Annotated in this window: 14 protein-coding genes; all 14 read left to right on the top strand. The window is 45.2% G+C overall.

Translation table 11 applies throughout. The features are described 5' to 3' along the window. The first annotated feature begins 407 nt into the window (after window positions 1-407). Window positions 408-1,433, top strand: coding sequence for a rod shape-determining protein (locus tag K6C05_RS05125; RefSeq protein WP_296732060.1), 1,026 nt, complete (start codon window positions 408-410; stop codon window positions 1,431-1,433). A gap of 31 nt (window positions 1,434-1,464) precedes the next feature. Continuing rightward, a complete protein-coding gene (flgF, locus tag K6C05_RS05120; RefSeq protein WP_296732043.1) occupies window positions 1,465-2,271 on the top strand; it encodes a flagellar basal-body rod protein FlgF in 807 nt (268 codons plus the stop codon). Window positions 2,272-2,378: 107 nt separating this feature from the next. Next, window positions 2,379-3,170, top strand: a complete 792-nt coding sequence (flgG, locus tag K6C05_RS05115) for a flagellar basal-body rod protein FlgG (RefSeq protein ID WP_296732042.1) — start codon at window positions 2,379-2,381, stop codon at window positions 3,168-3,170. A 5-nt stretch (window positions 3,171-3,175) separates the two neighbouring features. Beyond that, window positions 3,176-3,916, top strand: coding sequence for a flagellar basal body P-ring formation chaperone FlgA (gene flgA / locus K6C05_RS05110; RefSeq protein WP_296732039.1), 741 nt, complete (start codon window positions 3,176-3,178; stop codon window positions 3,914-3,916). An 82-nt stretch (window positions 3,917-3,998) separates the two neighbouring features. Beyond that, window positions 3,999-4,541 (top strand): flagellar basal body L-ring protein FlgH, encoded by a 543-nt coding sequence (locus K6C05_RS05105; protein ID WP_296732058.1) that lies wholly within the window; start codon window positions 3,999-4,001, stop codon window positions 4,539-4,541. 22 nt (window positions 4,542-4,563) lie between these two features. Continuing rightward, on the top strand, window positions 4,564-5,682 hold the full coding sequence (locus K6C05_RS05100; protein ID WP_296732037.1) for a flagellar basal body P-ring protein FlgI: 1,119 nt from the start codon (window positions 4,564-4,566) through the stop codon (window positions 5,680-5,682). Window positions 5,683-5,696: 14 nt separating this feature from the next. Then, window positions 5,697-6,170 carry a rod-binding protein gene (locus K6C05_RS05095; protein WP_296732035.1) on the top strand — a complete coding sequence of 158 codons (474 nt, stop codon included), beginning with the start codon at window positions 5,697-5,699 and terminating at the stop codon, window positions 6,168-6,170. 81 nt (window positions 6,171-6,251) lie between these two features. Beyond that, window positions 6,252-7,700: a phosphodiester glycosidase family protein gene (locus K6C05_RS05090; protein WP_296732032.1), complete on the top strand. Its 1,449-nt coding sequence runs from the start codon at window positions 6,252-6,254 to the stop codon at window positions 7,698-7,700. Window positions 7,701-7,849: 149 nt separating this feature from the next. After that, a complete protein-coding gene (locus K6C05_RS05085) occupies window positions 7,850-9,997 on the top strand; it encodes a SpoIVB peptidase S55 domain-containing protein (RefSeq protein WP_296732030.1) in 2,148 nt (715 codons plus the stop codon). A gap of 63 nt (window positions 9,998-10,060) precedes the next feature. Then, window positions 10,061-10,831, top strand: a complete 771-nt coding sequence (locus tag K6C05_RS05080) for an ABC transporter permease (RefSeq protein ID WP_296732027.1) — start codon at window positions 10,061-10,063, stop codon at window positions 10,829-10,831. 10 nt (window positions 10,832-10,841) lie between these two features. After that, window positions 10,842-11,573, top strand: coding sequence for an ABC transporter ATP-binding protein (locus tag K6C05_RS05075; RefSeq protein WP_296732024.1), 732 nt, complete (start codon window positions 10,842-10,844; stop codon window positions 11,571-11,573). An 11-nt stretch (window positions 11,574-11,584) separates the two neighbouring features. After that, window positions 11,585-12,868 (top strand): MlaD family protein, encoded by a 1,284-nt coding sequence (locus K6C05_RS05070; RefSeq protein ID WP_296732023.1) that lies wholly within the window; start codon window positions 11,585-11,587, stop codon window positions 12,866-12,868. Between the two features lie 55 nt (window positions 12,869-12,923). After that, window positions 12,924-14,279 (top strand): TolC family protein, encoded by a 1,356-nt coding sequence (locus tag K6C05_RS05065; protein ID WP_296732021.1) that lies wholly within the window; start codon window positions 12,924-12,926, stop codon window positions 14,277-14,279. A 234-nt stretch (window positions 14,280-14,513) separates the two neighbouring features. Then, on the top strand, window positions 14,514-18,956 hold the full coding sequence (locus tag K6C05_RS05060) for a translocation/assembly module TamB domain-containing protein (RefSeq protein ID WP_296732018.1): 4,443 nt from the start codon (window positions 14,514-14,516) through the stop codon (window positions 18,954-18,956).

Here is an 18,956-nt window from a genome sequence, read left to right as displayed (position 1 = left end):
GTCATATAATTGTTGCGTAAAATATTTTGTTTGTGCATACTTATATTTTACACCAAGAGCGTGGTCTTGCGAGACTGCGTTCTTATTTTTTTGTACAAAAAAGGACTGCCGACTAATTTCTTAGTGCGACAGCCCCTTTTTATGTGCATTGAGGGGAAGTGATGTATTTAATCTTGTGGACCGGCGGAGAACATGAGGGATGCCATTGGGTATTCTGCCCTAATTTTCGAAGCCAATTGTTATGAAATCACTGTGAACAGTACGACTTCCTGCCTTTAAATACAATGGATTGTGTGGCTTATAAAGAAAAAATTCCATAATTATTATAAGGAAATTTTTATTGTAAACTTGTTCTATTTATTATATAGTTATAATGTATCGGTATGAATAGGAAGGAAGATGTATTGATGTTTGGCATGTCAATGGATATTGGCGTTGATCTGGGAACAGCAAATGTTCTCGTGTATATAAAGGGTAAGGGTGTTGTTTTAAGAGAACCGTCTGTTGTGGCAGTTGACCGTGATACCAATCGTGTGTTGGCGGTGGGTGAAGAAGCCCGAAGGATGATCGGTCGCACTCCCGGAAATATTGTGGCTATCCGCCCGCTTCGGGATGGGGTGATTTGTGATTATGATATCACGGAAGCCATGCTGCGGTATTTCATAGAAAAAGTGATAGGCCATAGCTTCGTTTTTCGTCCCCGTATTATGATTTGCATTCCATCCGGGGTGACAATGGTTGAACAGAGGGCCGTTCAGGAGGCAGCAGAGCAGGCCGGAGCAAGGAAGACTTTTTTGATTGAGGAACCTTTGGCAGCCGCCCTGGGTGCCGGGCTGGATATTTCCGAGGCATGTGGTTCAATGGTAATCGATATCGGTGGCGGAACTACCGATGTGGCAGTGATCAGCCTGGGGGGCATAGTTATCAGTGACAGTATAAAGACTGCCGGAGATACCTTTGATGAGAACATTATTGATTATGTTAAACGCAATTTTAATTTGATGATAGGTGAGCGTACTGCTGAAAATATAAAAATTACAGTGGGGGCTGCATATCCTGGTGCCAGGAATGGCAAGATGGAGGTCAAGGGCAGGGACTTGCTGTCAGGGCTTCCAAAGCTTGTGGAAATTACCACCGATCAGGTGGCCGAGGCATTAAAGAACCCGGTGTACAAAATTGTCGCCTGTGTCAAGCGCGTGCTGGAGGAATGCCCTCCGGAGCTGGCTGCGGACATTATGGACAGAGGGATTGTCTTTACCGGTGGAGGAGCCATGCTTTATGGGCTGGATGAGCTGCTGCACCAGGAAACCAAGATTCCTGTAGGCCTTGCTGAGGATGCCTTTTCCTGCGTGGTGCTTGGCACCGGTAAGGCACTGGACAATATAGATAAGCTGGACAACAAAAAGTCCATGTCATTTTGGAATAAAAAATAGATGTTACCCGATGTGAGGGAGGGGAAATTTTATGTGGCGCGGATTGTATACAGCTGCTACAGGTATGATTACAGAATCATGCCGTACTGATGTTATTGCCAATAACCTGGCAAATGCCAATACTACATCATATAAGAGGGATGATGCGGTAAGTAGTGAGTTTGAGCCTATGCTGATGCACAGGATCGATGATTTATCTGTGAAACAGCGGGATGTAACTACCTTTAAGGGTTTTTCCCTTAATAATGGTGCTCCGGTAATCGGTGAGCTGGGACTGGGTTCCAGTGTGGATGAAATCGTAACCGACCATTCCCAGGGGGCATTTCAGACTACCGGAAATACTTTTGACCTGGCCATTTCCGGCGAAGGATATTTTTTGGTAGATACCCCTCAGGGACAGCGGTATACCAGGGATGGTAACTTTTATCGTTCAGCCAATGGGCGGTTGGTCAATGTCAATGGGTATAATGTGTTGGATGACCGGGGACGCCCTATTGATATTCCGGCCGAAACAGCTGATGTTGTAATTGGCGTAACAGGCAATATTTCTGCTGACCGCGTGCCGGTAGCCCGTATAGGACTGTTTCAGTTTGAGGGCGGGGACGCTGCCATGGTCAAGCAGGGGAGCAACCTCTATCGTGCTCCTGAAGGGGCACGGCGTATGAATGCCAATGGCGAGATTCAACAGGGGATATTGGAACGCTCAAATACCAATGTCGTTTCCGAGATGGTTAATCTTATTGCCAATTATCGTGCCTATGAAGCGAATTCCAAGGCTGTTGTCACCCAGGACACCATGCTTGACAAATCTGTTAATGAAGTGGGCCGTGGGGTTTGATAGAGTACAATCCTAATGGAATTTTAATGAAATCATTAAGTATATTAAATGTTTTTACGATATTTTATTGTTAAGAAGTATTTTGTTTTAGATGGGAGACTTGCCTTATGATGAGATCATTGTGGTCTGCCGCTTCAGGAATGAAGGGACAGCAGAAGCAGATGGATGTTCTTTCGCATAATATTGCCAATGTAAACACCACTGGTGCCAAAGCGCAGCGAGCAGAGTTTCAGGACTTGATTTATCAGAACCTGCGGGCTGCCGGTGCTGAAAGCGGCGATGGTACTACTTTCCCAACTCCGCTTCAGATTGGTCTTGGGTCCAGACTGGCTGCTACCAACAGAATTTTTACCCAGGGTAATATTCAGACCACTGATAATCCTACTGATATTGCCATAGAAGGTGACGGTTTCTTCCAGGTGCTTATGCCGGATGGAACTACTGCCTATACCAGGGATGGTTCCTTTAAGATTGATGCTAACCGCAATCTGGTAACCAGTGAGGGCTATCAGTTAACTGATAATGTGCAGTTTGATGCCAATGCACCTAGTGATTCCATAACAATTTCCTCTACCGGTGTGGTTTCTGATACACCTGCAGGCGGTGCCTCCAATGTGGTGGGACAGATTGTTCTGGCAAGATTTTTGAATCCTGCCGGTCTGACTGCAGTAGGCAAGAATCTCTTTGTACAGTCGGATGCTTCCGGTGAGCCTATACCGAACAATCCTGGTGTAGACGGCACCGGTACTCTTATACAGAGTGCCCTGGAAATGTCCAGTGTGCAGATTGTTGATGAAATGGTAAATATGATTGTTGCTCAGCGTGCTTATGAATCAAATTCCAAGGCCATCACTACATCGGATTCCATGCTTGAGATTGCCAATGGCCTGAAGCGCTGATGAAAATGTTGATTAGAATCTTACTGACACTGCTTTTTTTCATGCCATTGTCCATGTCGGAAGGGGCGCCTGTCGTAGTACAGCCTACAGAACAGCTTCCCCAGGTGGTGCTTCGGGAAAATTTTATTCAGCAGGCTGAAAAGTGCATTAAGGAGGCCTTGCTGGAGGCTGGTGAAACCAGGAGATATACCATTGAATCCGTTATTGTCCCTGCCGGGCTGAGACTCCCGTTGGGGGAAATTACTTATGCAGGCAGCATTCCTAACGGAATCAGGTTTGCCAGGGGGACACAGGTCAATCTTGATGTGCTGGTGAATGGTAAAAAATATTCCACGGTGCGCTGTTCAATGCGTATTCGTGTATATGACAACATGGTCGTTGCTACCAGGCAGCTGAGGCAGGAGCAGGTGATTACAGCTGCGGATGTTCGACTCGAGGAGCGGGAGGATACCGGGGCCAATTGGAAGTATTTTACGGATGTTAATCAGGTCGTCGGTTTGGTTCCTGTCAAGGGCATTGGTCAGGGCAAGATTTTAAACAGCAATATTATTCAATATCCGATTTGTATTCTTCATGGGACCAAGGTGAATATCAAAGCCGAGGTCAACGGCATAATGGTCACTGCAGAGGGCGTGGCCATGGAGAACGGCCGTAAGAACAGGTACATAAATGTAAAAAATACAACATCCGGGCGTATTTTAAGAGCCAAGGTAATCGATGAAAACAATGTTGAGGTTGCTGCATAACATGGTGTTGTTTGTATGGAGGCGGGTGAGCTTTATGAAATATATTTTGTCTGTCTTTCTGGCAGGTGTGATGTTTGTGCAGATGGGCATATGCCTTCCGGGAACTGCTGGTGCAGTGAGCCTGTGGAATGATTCGCCCCGCAATATATTCACCGACCGTAAAGCATCAGAGGTGGGAGATATATTGACCATTCTCATTAGTGAGTCTGCCAGTACTTCGACTACAAAGGACAGCTCGAATTCCAAATCAGGATCTCAAAGCCTGAGTGCCGGTACCGGTATTTTTGGTTTCTTGGCAGCAGCCAGTGCCAGCGGCTCTGACAGCTTCAAGGCTAACGGTAGTGCCACTAATACCAATAAGGCAACAGGTACTGTCACCGTATCAGTGGTGGAGGTAATGCCTAATGGCAACCTGGTTGTGGAAGGGACACAATCCATTTGGAACAATAAAAATGAACACAAGATTACTCTGAGGGGAATTGTCCGTTCAGATGATATTTCTTATAAAAATACTGTACTGTCAAGCAAGGTAGCTGATGCTACACTTAAGTTTGATGGTAAGGGGCCGTTGAATGCCAAGCAGAGACAGGGTATTCTTACCCAGATATTCAATATTCTGTTCTGATGTGCTATACGGAGGCTTACTCATGAGATATATTATTAAAATAATGACAGTCGTGGCCTGTATCTGTATGCTGACTACCAGCATGGTTTTTGCAGCCAGTGCGTCCACAAGAATAAAGGATATTGCCAAGGTACAGGGAGTTCGTTCCAACCAGTTGGTGGGATATGGCCTGGTGGTTGGTTTGCAGGGAACTGGTGATTCCAATAAGATGACCCAGACTATGCAGTCCATTGGCAATATGATGCAGGCTTTTGGGGTATCAATAGATACCAGCAGCCTTAAGCCTAAAAATGTTGCTGCAGTTATAGTCACGGCCACATTGCCACCGTTTGTCCGTGAGGGGGATAATATCGATATTACGGTATCCTCTATCGGTGATGCTACCAGTATTCAGGGGGGAACCTTGATACAGACTCCTTTGAAGGCTGCTAATGGCAATGTATATGCTGTAGCTCAGGGAGCTGTTTCTACAGGAGGTTTTGTTGCCGGCAGAGGTGGTAACGGGACTGCGCAAAAGAACTTTCCTACGGTTGGTACGACACCAAATGGTGCTATTGTAGAGAAAACTGTGGAGGATGATCTGGCTTCCATCAGCAATAATCTTTCACTGTCATTGTCCAAGGCTGATTTTACCACTGCCAGCCGTATTGCAGAGGCCATCAACCGGCAGTATGGCAGCATTGCCAAGGCAGCAAATCCAGGCAGGGTTGATGTCATAGTCCCGGCTTATTATCGCAATGATGTGGTGGGATTTGTGGCCAGCCTTGAGGATATATATGTTACTCCTGACAATGTGGCCAAGGTGGTAGTAAATGAGCGTACCGGTACCATCGTAATGGGTGGTAATGTTTCTGTTGACAGCGTTGCCATTACCCAGGGCGGTCTGAGTATTAAGATTTCCAAGGAAACTGAAGTGGATCAGCCAGCTCCTTACAGCTTGGGACACACTGTTGTTACCCAATCTGAGGATACAGAGGTTGAAGAGGCAAAGGCCAATTCCATCGTTTTGCCGGCTACAGCCAATGTTAATGATATTGTGGGAGCATTGAATTCAGTAGGTGCCACACCAAGGGATATTATTTCGATATTACAGGCCATTAAGGCTTCCGGAGCATTACATGCTGAACTGGAAATTATCTAAGCAGGTGATCGATTATGCAGATTGATAACATAAACAGCAGTTGGGTATTGGCTCAACAGGCAAATGATAAAGGCGCCAAGGCGGTATCTGATGCTGAGAGCTTCGCCGCGCAGCTGAAGCAGGCGACCGAGAGCATGGAATCAAAGCAACATATAAATGCTGATGCCACGGGGGAAACCCAGGCAAAGACTGCCGAACAGCTAGCCTACGACAAGAAGCTTCGCAAGGCCTGTGAGGGCTTTGAGGCCATGTTCATGAATATCATGTATCGGGAAATGCGCAATACGGTGCCTGAAAATACTCTGTTTGGTAATTCAAATGCCGATAAGATACTGCAGGACATGCTTGATACTGAAATGGTCAATAACATGGCTGCTGCCGGTGGCGTAGGACTGGCGGATGTTTTGTATCGTCAGCTTACTTTGGAGGACAAGGCCAGAAATGACCTGGAAGAAAGAGCTATGCAGCATAGATTGAAGAAAAGCTAGGATACTACAAAAGCGTAAATAAAATGATAGGGGCTGTTGCGTTTTTGCGCAATAGCCCTTTTGAATGGGGAATATAGTGTTATGAATAAGACAAAAATATTGGCTGTGGCCATGTCAATGGCTGTTATGACAATTACATATAATTACAGTGCGCAGAATGTAATGGCTGCGGCTGCCAAAAAGCCGGCTGTGGTCAGTTCACAGCTGCAGGGCACAGAGCTGAAGAACATACGCGTAGGCGGGACCAGGGAAACCACCAGGATAGTTTTGGATCTCAGTGGGGCTAAAAAATACAAGTATTTTTTTGAAAATAATAATACCCGCCTGGTAATAAATATAGATGGAATGTATACTTCCCTGAAAGAGGCCCCAGCCTCAACCCGGGGGATACTTAAGGACATGATATTGGGCAAATATGGTGATACACTGCAGCTTATTGTCGATATGAAGGCGGCTGTTCCGGTCAAGGTGTATACCCTGAAAAATCCTGATAGGATAGTTGTGGACCTGACTAATGAGTATGAAGATGAAAAAACGACACAGGTAGAAGCCGGACTGGTACAGAAAAAATATGTACGCTTCGATTCCAGGGGAATGCTTACGGCTTATTTGCTGGATATAGATCCCAATAAATTCGATGTCCGGATGGCCTTGCCTACGGGCCAGATTACCACTGGCTATGGGCGCCTCACTGATATTGTAAGACGCAATAACGCTGTGGCCGGGGTCAATGGTGGATATTTTGATTTCTTTGATAAATTCCTGATTGGCGATGTTAGAATAGATGGATTGACTGCCGGTATGGGAGCCGAGACAAGGGCAGGACTTATCAAAAAGAAAAATGGTGGATATGCTGTTGGCAAGGCAAGCTATTCCGGGACTGTTACCGTAAATGGCAGGAGTATATCCTTTTGGGGGGTTAATGCCCCAAGGGGAAAGGATTCTATTGTGCTTTATAACAGATTGTATGGTGCAACTACCGGAACCAATGAATATGGCAGTGAATATGTCATAAGCAAGGGCATGGTTCAGGAAGTTAATAAGGGAAACAGTGTTATTCCTGAGGATGGAGTCGTTGTGTCTGTGCATGGAGAATCCCAGGCGCTGTTTGCCGATGTGCGAAAGGGAGATCGGGCTGTTATTAGTGAATCCTTTGGTGATGAGATAGCTGATGGTGATGATTTTTACGGTGCCGGACCGCAGCTTTTGAAGGATGGACAGGTGAGTATTACCGCTGCGGAGGAGAATATAGCCAGTAACATAGTGAATGGCAGAGCTCCAAGGACAGCATTGGGGATAGCCAAGAATGGTCATATACTGCTGATGGTAGTGGATGGCCGCCAGAGTCATAGTATTGGCAGCAGTCTGTCTGAAACTGCCCAGCTGCTAAAAAAATTTGGTGCAGTACAGGGAGTTAATTATGATGGCGGTGGATCAAGTGAGATGGTCCTGAACAATCGGATTATCAGCAAACCTTCCGGTGGAGCTGAGCGGAGTATAGGAAATGCGCTGATTGTTGTAAGAAAGTAAATGAGTGTTACGCGTGAATCGGTGAAGGATATCCACCAATCGTGGCTTTGACAGTGGTAAAATTTGAACAATGGTGGGATAATACTGTTGTTTTTCTTGAGGATAGGCTATAATATATTCGTTAAGCTGTTCTTCTATGAGGTGATTGAGTGAGAAAATTTTTATATAGATTGAAGTTAAAGAAAAATGTACTGGCATTGTGTACGACTTTTGCTGTTGCTGCGGTAACAGTCTGTTATGCTGCCATGCCGGAAACAATAAATATTGATGATGTAACGCCTGGGATGACCGGCAAGGGATATACCGTAATTGACCAGAGTGGCGAGATCCGCTCCTTTGATGTTAAGGTTACAGGCCGGATGGGTGGCGGCAAGATGAGCTCACCAAGAATATTGATTGATATCTCCGGCCCGGTGATAGAGGAAACCGGTGGTGCCATATCAGGTATGAGTGGCAGCCCGATTTACATAGATGGAAAACTGGTGGGAGCGTTATCTGCCAGTATAAAGGATATGTATATCAATAAGGGAATTTTGGTAACACCTATTGCTGATATGGTAAAAATCTGGGATTATCCTGATTACAAAAACAAAACTTCCCTGCCACAGGTGGATATCAAAAAGAGCCGTGAAGATGCGGAAAAGGAAAAAAAGGAATTTGATAAGAAGGTAAAGGACATTAAGATTGCCCTGAATGAAATAAATCCTGAGCATTTCCCGGAGGTAAATAATCCAAATCTGGCGGATAACCTGAAATCCACATGGCATAATCCAAATTTGGCAGATAATCTCAGGGAGGATTATCAATCTCCTGATGAGAGTGAAATGCCGGCTGATAATTCAGGTGATAATGATAAAAATGGCAATGCTGCAGAATCTGGGGATCAATCTGCTGATAATTCACCTCAGGCAACTGATGGTGGGGAGCAGGCTGCTGATACTACAGATATTGATTCTCAGGCTGTTGATGAAAAAACAGTGCTTGTGGCATCAGGGTTCACCCAGCGTGGGCTTGATTTCGTGCGGGAGGATCTTCAGAGTAAGGGCTTTGATATAAAGAATGTATCTGAATGGAATTCCTTTGCCGGGGCAAACACTGTTGAATATGATGCAAGCCTGGAACCAGGAAGTGCAGTTGGAGTGGCCGCGGCTGTTGGAGATTATAGTATAGGGGCTATAGGAACTGTCACTGCTGTGGATGGCAAGCGGATTCTGGCCTTTGGACATCCTTTTTCCCATAGGGGGAATGTTAATTATTTTATGACCGGATCCAATGTTATATCTACGGTGCACGGTCCGTTGGACGGAATGAAGTTGGGCTCCAATACCTCCTTGATCGGGCGTATCAATCAGGACAGGGAAGCCGGTATTGCCGGTATTTTAGGGGAGTTCCCACAAAATGTGCCGGTCAGGGTTACCGTAAATGATGTAGACCTGGCGAAATCCGTTACATATAATTCAATGGTTGCCTATGACGAGGAATTAGTGCCGGCCCTTTCCACAGCCATGGTTTATGATGCTCTTGGCAAGACTATTAACAGGGAAATGGGCGGAACTGCCAGGATAAATTTTGCCGTGCGTACCAGTGTCGCTGAAAATTCCCTGGTGGAGCGCAATAATATGTTCTATAATGCAGCTGATGTGGGCAAGCCTGCAATCAGTGAGCTGACAGAGGTAATGAATGCCATCTGCAACAACAAGGACAGAGAGGCTGATATTACTGATATCAAGGTGGATGTCTTTATTGAGGGAAAAAGAAAGACTGCATCACTGTTATCGGCTGTTCCGTCCAAGACGGAGGTAACACCTGGAGAGGAGCTGTCCTTTAAGGTTACCATTAAACCGTATCGCAGTGAAAAGCAGGTGATGGATGTACCATATACAGTATCCAAAACCCAGCTTCCCGGCACTCTCAGCCTGGATATTCACGGTGGTGGTCTGGTAAATGTTGCGAAACTGTTGTTGGCCCAGCAGGGCGGGGATGAAGAGCTTGAGGCCGACAAATCCGTGACAACAGAAGCTATATTAAAGAAAATGGTGGACGCAAACCGCAATAATGAAATTATCATCGAACCTGCGGTGGCTCCGCCTATGACTGAGGCCCAGCAAAAGGAAGCTATAAAGCAGGCTATCAAGCAGGCAAAAAAAGCTGAGGAGCAGGCAAAAAAAGCCCTGGAAAGTGGTGAAAAGCCAGAGGCAGTGAAGCCGGCAGCTGAGCCTGTATCCAGATATACCACAGATTATATTATAGATAATGTTGTTCATAGTACCATCAAGGTGGTTGAAAAGAAAAATTGATGGCAGCTTTCCGATATTAAACTGATATGGTGATGGATTTTGACTAGGTTGGGGGCTTCAGGGATGTTTGTCAGGTTTCTTGAAAAGATTGGCGCTTCTGTATTGGAGCTGTTATATTTTGTCGGTGATGTTATGCTGCTGTTTATAGCAGCAATCAAGCAGCTGCCGGTGAAAATCCGTTTGAGACATGTGGTGAACCAGATGTCCCATTTGGGTGTGGATTCGTTGCCAATTGTATCCCTTACCTTAACATTTACCGGCATGGTAATGACATTGCAGATAGCCAATGAGTTTATCAAAATGGGGGCTGAATCCACCGTCGGTGGGATTGTTGCCATTGCTATCGGCCGTGAGTTGGGACCGGTACTTGTGGGAGTCGTGGCTGCAGGCCGTGTGGGTTCAGCAATGACGGCAGAAATAAGTACTATGAAGGTCACAGAACAAATTGATGCCCTGCGGGTTATGGGGACAAATCCAATCGGTTATCTGGTAGTGCCCAGGATGTTGGCCTGTATGCTGATGGTCCCGGTGCTTACAATATATGGGGACCTTATTGGAGTGGCTGGCGGCTGGCTGGTAGCAAAATTTTATTCCGGAATATCTACATATGTATATGTCAATTCAATCAGTACTTATGTTGCCCTGAATGATATGCTGGGTGGCTTGGTCAAGGCGTCAGCATTTGGCGGTGTAACAGCAATTTTGGGCTGTTATTATGGCATGAATGCCCCGGATGGTGCTGAAGGAGTTGGTAAAGCGACTACCAGATCAGTGGTAAGTGCCATTGTGGTCATATTTATGTTTAATGTATTATTGTCCATGTTCCTATATTGATGGTGGTTTTATGATTAAACTGATTGATGTCTGTAAGGCATATAACAACAAACTGGTGTTAGACAATATTAATCTTGAGATAGCTGATGGTGAGACATTGGCTATAATTGGCGGTTCCGGTTCCGGAAAAAGTACTCTCCTGAGACTTATGATTGGACTTATTAAGCCTACCAGTGGTAAGATATTGCTGGAGGATAGGGATTTGGTTACCATGAAGGAACATGAGCTGGACCGTGTCAGACTGCATATGGGTATGGTGTTCCAATATTCGGCTTTGTTTGATTCCATGACAGTAGGTGATAATGTGGCCTTTGGACTCCGGGAACATACGGATTTCAGTGAAGCACACATAATGGAAATCGTACAGGAAAAGCTGAATCTGGTTGGGTTGCCAGGTACAGAGGACATGATGCCTGATGAGCTGTCAGGTGGTATGAAAAAGCGTGTAAGTTTGGCCAGGGCCATAGCTTTTGGTCCCAAAATTATTTTTTACGATGAACCCAGCTCGGGACTTGACCCGATTATGACCAACAAGATAGATGAATTGATTATTTCTACTCAGAAAAGGCTGGGGGTAACCTCTGTGGTTGTCACCCACGATATGGGTAGTGCCATAAGAATCGCTGACAGGATTGCCATGGTGTATGAGGGCCAGCTCATAGCAATAGACACTGTTGATAATTTCAGACGGCTGAAGGACCCTAGAGTAAGAGCCTTTCTGCAGGATTTATATATTGAATAGGGGGTGTTGGCTTGAGTACGGAGGTCAAGGTCGGGGCGTTTACTCTTGGGGGACTCGCCCTGGTAATAGCAGTATTTGTTTTCTTAACCAATTTCAGCTTTGGCAATGATAAAGGATATAACCTATATGTAAATTTCAGTCAGGCTATAGGCCTGGTTCCCGGGGATAATGTTGCTTATGCAGGTGTTCCCATAGGGAGTGTCGAAGTAGTATCACCAAATGGTGCCGGAGTTTTGGTACGGGTAAAGATTGATGGCAAGGTACAGATTCCCCGTAAATCGTCTTTTTCCATAACCTCCAATGGCGTTATGGGGGCAAAATTTATCAATATTACTCCACATAGTGACTGTGATATGTCGGATTGTTATCAGCCTGATGATTATGTGGACGGGATGACTGAAACGGGTATTGATAATGTTATGGTCAGTATCAGCAGCGCGCTGGATCAGGTTCATCAGCTGTTGAGTAACCTTAATGATGTGTTTGGCAATGAAGACACCAAGCTGGCCCTTAAGGATATTTCCAGTAATATACGGGATGTAACGGCCAATATCAATGTTCTGAGTGCTACTCTTGCTAATGTGGCTGTATCCAGCCAGGATGATGTGCGTAATATGGCCAGGAACCTCAATTTGATGACTGGTAGTCTGGCCAGGGCTTCAAACAGCGTGGAATCGATGGTCAATACATTTAATGGAGACGGCAGGACTGCGGAAAATTTAAAAGAAGCCATTAATAATCTGTCAGAATCAAGCCGGCGTCTTAACAACATGGCTGCCTCCCTGGAGGGGGTTGTCACTGACCCGGCAGTTGCGGCAGATTTGAAGAATATACTCAGCAATACCAGTAAGCTGACTCAAAAGGCAGATAAAATGATGTCCAAGGTCACCGATATCCAGGTGAAAGCAGGGGTTGAAACCATGTATAGTACCAATGATAACAAGCATTGGGCCACGGACTTTGATCTGCGTATCTCAAACGGTGGCAATGGTTTCGCCAAGATTGGTATTAATGATATAGGTGAGGGTAATAACCTGGATCTGCAAGGAGGTATGCGATCAGGAGCCTTTGGTGGGCGTGTCGGTGTCATTGAGGGCAAGGCCGGTATGGGGGTGGACCTCTTTGGCGGCGATAAGGTACATTTGTCGGTGGATGCCTTTGATCCAAATGAATTCAGGCTGAAATCAAGGCTTCAGTTTGAAATAGCCAAGGATACATATCTTTTTACCCAGGTCAATGACATTAATAAAGGGGATAAACGGGCTACATATTTTGGCCTTAGAAGGGATTTCTGATTCATATTTTTTTCATATTTGTAATGTAGAATATGCTCTGAGGAGGTTTGTCTTTATGATGAATGCTAATTATAAGAAATTATCAGTAATGGTGCTTAGTGGTCTTTTGTCCCTGTCCGTGTCCACTACTGTAATGGCTGCTGATGCCATGGATGTGAATATTGAAGACTGTGTGCGCATAGCTTTGGAAAATAATCATACAATTAAATCTGCTATGGCTGATTATGATTCAGCTGTATGGGCCCGTCATGAGGCACGGCGTTACAGTGGGCCTTCCTTGTCCTGGACAAGTGCTGCAAGACGCGTAGGTGGAGCTTCCAGTGCATACGATGTCAATTCACTTTTCCTGAATACTGTATCTGTAAGTATGCCTATTTATTCAGGTGGTCAGCTTGAGGCTTCAATGCGTGCAGCTGATTTGGGCCTGAATGCCAGTGAAATTTCCCTGGAGGCAACCAAGCAGGCAATTAAGGCGAGCACTCAGGCTGCATATTTCAACGCACTGAATTGCCGTAACATGATAAAGGTGTCTGAGGATTCCGTTAAAACTATTGAAGAGCATTTAAAAAATGTTAATGCTCAATACAGTGTGGGAACTGTGGCTAAAACGGATGTGCTGGCATCCCAGGTACAGCTGTCCAATGCTCAGCTGAAACTGGTTTCTGCCCAGAACAACTATAATATTGCCATATCAAAATTGAACAATATAATCGGATTGCCGGCTGATACAAAGCTGAATCCTAAAGATGAACTGGGGTATATTCCCTATGAGATTTCCCTCGATGAGTGTACCCAATATGCCAGGGATAACCGCCCTGATATTTTGGTCGCCGATTATCAGGTAAAGATTGCCGAAGAGAAAAAGGAAATTGCCGGTGCCGGGACAAAGCCCAAGGTGCAAGCTGAGGTATCCAAGACAATAGTTGGCGAGAAGCCTTTTGGCAGTGATGATGAGAAAAATCAGTATTATTTTTCCCAGAATTCCTGGTATATGGGGCTTGGTGTGTCCTGGAATATTTTTGACAACAATGTGACCCAGGCCAAGGTAAATCAGTCCAAGGCTGCTATTGCCAAGGCCAAGGAGGCTGCCCAGAGTACCCGCGAAACCGGGGATCTGGAGGTAAGGACTGCATATCTGAACCTGACCTCTGCTGCTCAGAGTATTGACACTGCAAAGGTAGCAGTGGAAAAGGCCAAAGAGGATTATAAGATTGCCCAGGTAAGATATACAGCTGGTGTAGGTACTAATCTTGATGTAATGGATGCAGAAGAAAAACTTACCTCGGCCCAGAGCACTTATTACAATGCCCTTTATCAATACAACAGCAGCAAGGCTGATTTGGATAGGGCCATGGGTATTATGGTTGATACCAATATTGATAAATTCAAGCTTAGTGAAACGAAAAATTAATTTAATTTTTATATAGTGTCCAGAGGTTTATGATATACTGTAATGGAAATATGCTGTATAAATAATTTTATCCGGTGTTAATGGATGGGGGAGCTGTTTCCTCTTGGGAGAATGAGGCTCTGCTATTCAATGGGTAAACTCGACTGGACTTCAGCGGAGTGATTGTTAGCGCTGAACAAGTTTAATTATTATGCCACGCTATTTTGCGTGGCATTTATTTTAGGGGGACACTAAATGGACCGCAAGCTGGTGCGATTGGTCGGTATTTTAGTTGGGTGTATCACTTTGGTACTGGCGGCATCATATTGGTATCTTTCCTCCAGCAGCAGTTTTATGGCCATGGCAGCTGAAAATGCTGCTGCCACAGCCAGTGATGTGCTGGAGACAAGGGTAGATATCGGCCTGGTGCGGGTGGATGCCTTCAATACGGTAGAGATAAAGGATATATCCGTATACGATAAACAGAATGAGCTTATTGCCAAGGTTGCTGATGCCAAAGTTGGTTTCAGTATTTTTGGCATGCTTAAGGATTCTCCTGCTGAAGGTATAAGTGATGTATATCTGGATGGAGTGGAAGGTACTGTTCGCCAGAGAAGTGACGGCAGCTGGAATTTTTCTGACCTTATATCGGAGGAGCCCAGTGAGAACAAATTTGTTGGAAAGGTACATATCACCAATAGTTCACTGTTGCTTGGCATTAATGGGCAGGAGACGCTGCTGGAGGACCTGAATGCCAATCTTGATTTCGATGGCTATCCTGCAATAAGGCTGGAAGGTTCCGGGAAAAACCAGGGCGCGGATATGAGACTGACTGCCAGTATCGGCGGGGCCAGGGAGACCTTTGATGTGGAGCTGCATGATGTAGCCTTGGCTAATTATGTACCAATGATTCCTGCCGGAATTATTCCTGAGGACATAGTCAGGGATATTTCCGGTAATGTGACAAGCCTTATGGTTTCCGGGGAAAAGGTCAAAGATGATCTTTATTATACCGGGCAACTGGAGCTAAGAGATGGCCATGTGACTATCCTGGATACCAGGGTGGAGGACATTGGTGGACTGGTTTTATTTGATGAAAAAGAGGCACAGGTGTTTATGCGCGCCTCCACCTCCGGGCAGGAGGCAACGGCCAAAGGAAAGGTGAAGCTGGTCGAGGGCCGTCCAATATTGGATTTGACAGTGGCATCAGATGGTTTTGAGCCAGGTGTTTTGATTGCAGATATTCCTTATAGTGGTCCGGTGAAATTCTCTGCCAGGGTGGTAGGAGATGCAACTAACCCTGTTGTGGATGCCCTTGTGGGAATAAATGAGGGCAGTGTAGATGGATACAGCTTCCATAACGGCACGGCCAAGGTGAGATATGATGAGGGTAATATAGCTGTCAATGAGTTCGGCGCTGATGTTTTTGGTGGTCGTGTTACTGGTGTTGGCAATTTTGATGCTAAAAGCCGTGATTTTGCCGTTAAGGCGGAGGTGGCCGGTATTGAACCACGGCAGTTGGACAATGTGCTGCCTGCTTTGTCCGGAATATCAGGCAGAATATCCGGTGAGGTGCTTTTGGATGGAAATATTAATAACATTGCAGGGACCAAGGCGGTAGGGACCGTGAAGTCTTCTGATATGGGTTGGAATGGCATTGAGACTACAGCGCTTGACGGATCATTTATATATGAAAATAATAATATTCACATTGATTATATCAGCTTGATTTTTGCCACCGGTGGTGAGTTGGGTCTTCATGGGGATATTATTGCCAATCAGGGGCTGGACATTGATTTTTATAGTGCCGGACTGGATATGTCCATGGCCAGGGCAATCGATGAAAAGATTGATATTTCCGGCTATGCAGATATAAAGGGACATATCAAGGGAACTTTTGATGACCCGAAGGTGAAGGCCTCTTTTGCCGCACGGGATGGAAGTATTTTCAGTCAGCCATTTGACAGGCTTCATGGCAAGGCTGGTGGCAGCCTCAGGGGAATCAAGATATCTGACTTTGTCATGGAGCATGGCGAGGATAACAGGTGGAGCGTCAAGGGTGTAATGGGCTTTATGGGTAAGAAAGGCGTAAACCTGGAGGTAGTGACACAAAATGCCCGCATGGAAAACATGCTCAAGTCCATGGGGATTGATTTCCCGTTAACCGGTAATGTTGATAATATCATAAAGATAACAGGTACTTTGGATGATCCTGTGCTTACAGGGCAGTTTGATTATCATTTGGGATCCTATAACAGTGAAATAGTTATACAGAGCATCAAGGGGACATACGATTACAAGGATGATGTGCTCACCCTGAAGGATGTAAATATTGTTTCTCCGGGCATTATTGGGCGTATTGATAACGGGACTGTTAATTCTAATGGCGACATGAACATAAAGCTGGTTGCCAGGGGGATGGATATAGATGCCTTTAGCAATAAGCTGCCAATTCCAATTACTGGACTTTTTGATTTTGAGGGTCAGCTTACAGGTAATATAAAATCACCATTTTTCCATGGTACGGTAGCCTCCAAATCATTGAGTATCCGTGGTGAGAGCTTTGACGATGTATCAGGAAATATAGATTACAGAAATCATACTGTTTATTTCTCCGATATGTATATGAAACAGGGGACCGGAAAATATACTTTGAATGCCGAGTATAATATGAATTACCGCATGATTGGCGGTAATGTTCAGATTATCCGAGGGGATATAAGATCTCTGGTGGCTATGGGCGGTTGGAAGGACAACAAGGTTACCGGCAAGCTGAATGGTAATTTTAATGTCAGCGGTACTGTTGATAACCCAAGTGTCAGTATGTCAGCTTATCTGGATGATGGGAAGCTGGGGAATTACTCCCTTACGGATGTGGCATGTGAGGCCATCATGGAAAACAGGGTGATAACAATTTCCAGTCTGTCAGGTCAGGAAGGTCAGACGGGTAAATTTACCGCGCTGGGCACCGTTGACCTTGATGGTGATATATCCCTCACTGCGGATATGTCTCAGATTGATGCAGGAGCTGTGGCAGGGGCTGCAGGATATACCAGCCCTGTTGATGGAAAAATAGACTGCCATCTGGAAGCTGCAGGGGAGCTGGACAATCCGGTTGCCCAGATAGATCTGCTGGTAACAGATTTTGGTGCCCATGGGGCTAAGCTGGATACCATGACAGGCAAGTTCCTGGTAAAGGACAAGACAATCAGGATAGTTGATAAGCTGGTTGCCCGTAAAATGGTGGGAAAAACAGATAATAAGGTACTGATAACCGGAGAAATGCCTATACGGGCATTATTGACTGATGATGAGGATGATGAGGCTCAGCTCAATCTTAACATTTCTCTTGAGGATGCAGATTTGAGTCTCTTGCCGACAATTTCCAACTATATTGATTGGGCTGTGGGTAGCACCGATGGTTCGGTAAAAATAACCGGAACCCTGAGTCATCCGTGCTTTGAGGGGATAGTTACGATACCTGATGGTGCCTACAAGATAAAAGGGATTGAAAAACCGGTGACTGATGCTTCCATGAAGATTATGCTCATGGGAAATAATATTACACTGGAAAAATGTGTTGGTATCATGGGCAAGGGCAGTTATTCCATGTCAGGCTATGTTACCCTTGATGGGCTTAAGCCTGTTGATTACCATTTTGTTTTCGATTCCGACGGATTAAATGTAAAAAGCAATTTCTTCAAAGGGGCTTTAAACAGTACAGTCCAGATTGACAGCGTGAAAATGCCTGCTGGTATGGTAGGGGATGAGCAGCTGGAGGAAAGGGTAATACCAAAAATTTCCGGTAAGCTGTTCCTGGAAAATGTTGTTTTGTCAACGCCACCTTTGTTGGACGACAGTTCAGATATGCCTGAGGTAGCCCTGGATTATGATGTTGAGCTGGGCAAGGGTGTGAGGTTTGTCAGTGCCAATCTGGGTGACCTGCGATTGGTTGGAAGTGCTCATTTTGGCGGTACTACCCTACAGCCAAAAACCAGCGGGGCCATCACTGTCAAGAAGGGGACCATTACTTATCTGAAAACTCCATTTAATGTGGTTGAGGGTGTTATTAAATTTGATCGCTTTGAGACACTGTTGCCGTCCATCAGCCTGAAGGCAGGTACAAAGATTAGCAATACCAGGGTTTTTGCCAGCCTGTCAGGACCGGTGGAGAACATGAAGTTCAGACTCATGTCATCACCGGCAATGTCTGAAAAGGAAATTATACAGCTGCTGACCCTGCGCAGTGAATACAATTCAAAGAAAAGTGACAGCAGTCAATTTTCCTCCATGTTCAGTGTTGGCCTGCAGATGACTATCCTCTCAGAGGTGGAAACTGCCATGAGAAATGTTCTTAATCTGGACTTGTTCAGCGTAGAACGGGATACCACTGAATTTGGTGATGAAAAAACAGGCGACAAAAATTATTTCGAAGTGTATAATATCAAGATGGGTAAGGAGATAACTGACAGGTTTATGCTGCAGTATACCAAGAGCATTAACTCTGATAAATACAGGGCCGGCTTTGAATATGAGCTGAATGACAATATGAGCTTTGCATATTACAGGGATGAAAAGAATGCCAATGTTTTTGGATTAAAGGCACAATTCCGATTCTCAACGGCATCGCCGAGAAGTGATGTGGATGATGAGAAGATATACAGGGATAATATGGGCTATCGTAGTGTTAGAAGGTAA

The organism is Anaerovibrio sp., from assembly GCF_024697385.1.
Classification (GTDB): Bacteria; Bacillota; Negativicutes; order Selenomonadales; family Selenomonadaceae; genus Anaerovibrio.
This window is presented reverse-complemented; position numbering and strand designations above follow the sequence as displayed.

Coding starts and splice junctions, on each gene's coding strand:
- K6C05_RS05125 (WP_296732060.1), top strand. CDS start 408: ATGTTTGGCATGTCAATGGATATTGGCGTTGATCTGGGAACAGCAAAT.
- flgF (WP_296732043.1), top strand. CDS start 1,465: ATGTGGCGCGGATTGTATACAGCTGCTACAGGTATGATTACAGAATCA.
- flgG (WP_296732042.1), top strand. CDS start 2,379: ATGATGAGATCATTGTGGTCTGCCGCTTCAGGAATGAAGGGACAGCAG.
- flgA (WP_296732039.1), top strand. CDS start 3,176: ATGTTGATTAGAATCTTACTGACACTGCTTTTTTTCATGCCATTGTCC.
- K6C05_RS05105 (WP_296732058.1), top strand. CDS start 3,999: ATGGGCATATGCCTTCCGGGAACTGCTGGTGCAGTGAGCCTGTGGAAT.
- K6C05_RS05100 (WP_296732037.1), top strand. CDS start 4,564: ATGAGATATATTATTAAAATAATGACAGTCGTGGCCTGTATCTGTATG.
- K6C05_RS05095 (WP_296732035.1), top strand. CDS start 5,697: ATGCAGATTGATAACATAAACAGCAGTTGGGTATTGGCTCAACAGGCA.
- K6C05_RS05090 (WP_296732032.1), top strand. CDS start 6,252: ATGAATAAGACAAAAATATTGGCTGTGGCCATGTCAATGGCTGTTATG.
- K6C05_RS05080 (WP_296732027.1), top strand. CDS start 10,061: ATGTTTGTCAGGTTTCTTGAAAAGATTGGCGCTTCTGTATTGGAGCTG.
- K6C05_RS05075 (WP_296732024.1), top strand. CDS start 10,842: ATGATTAAACTGATTGATGTCTGTAAGGCATATAACAACAAACTGGTG.
- K6C05_RS05065 (WP_296732021.1), top strand. CDS start 12,924: ATGATGAATGCTAATTATAAGAAATTATCAGTAATGGTGCTTAGTGGT.
- K6C05_RS05060 (WP_296732018.1), top strand. CDS start 14,514: ATGGACCGCAAGCTGGTGCGATTGGTCGGTATTTTAGTTGGGTGTATC.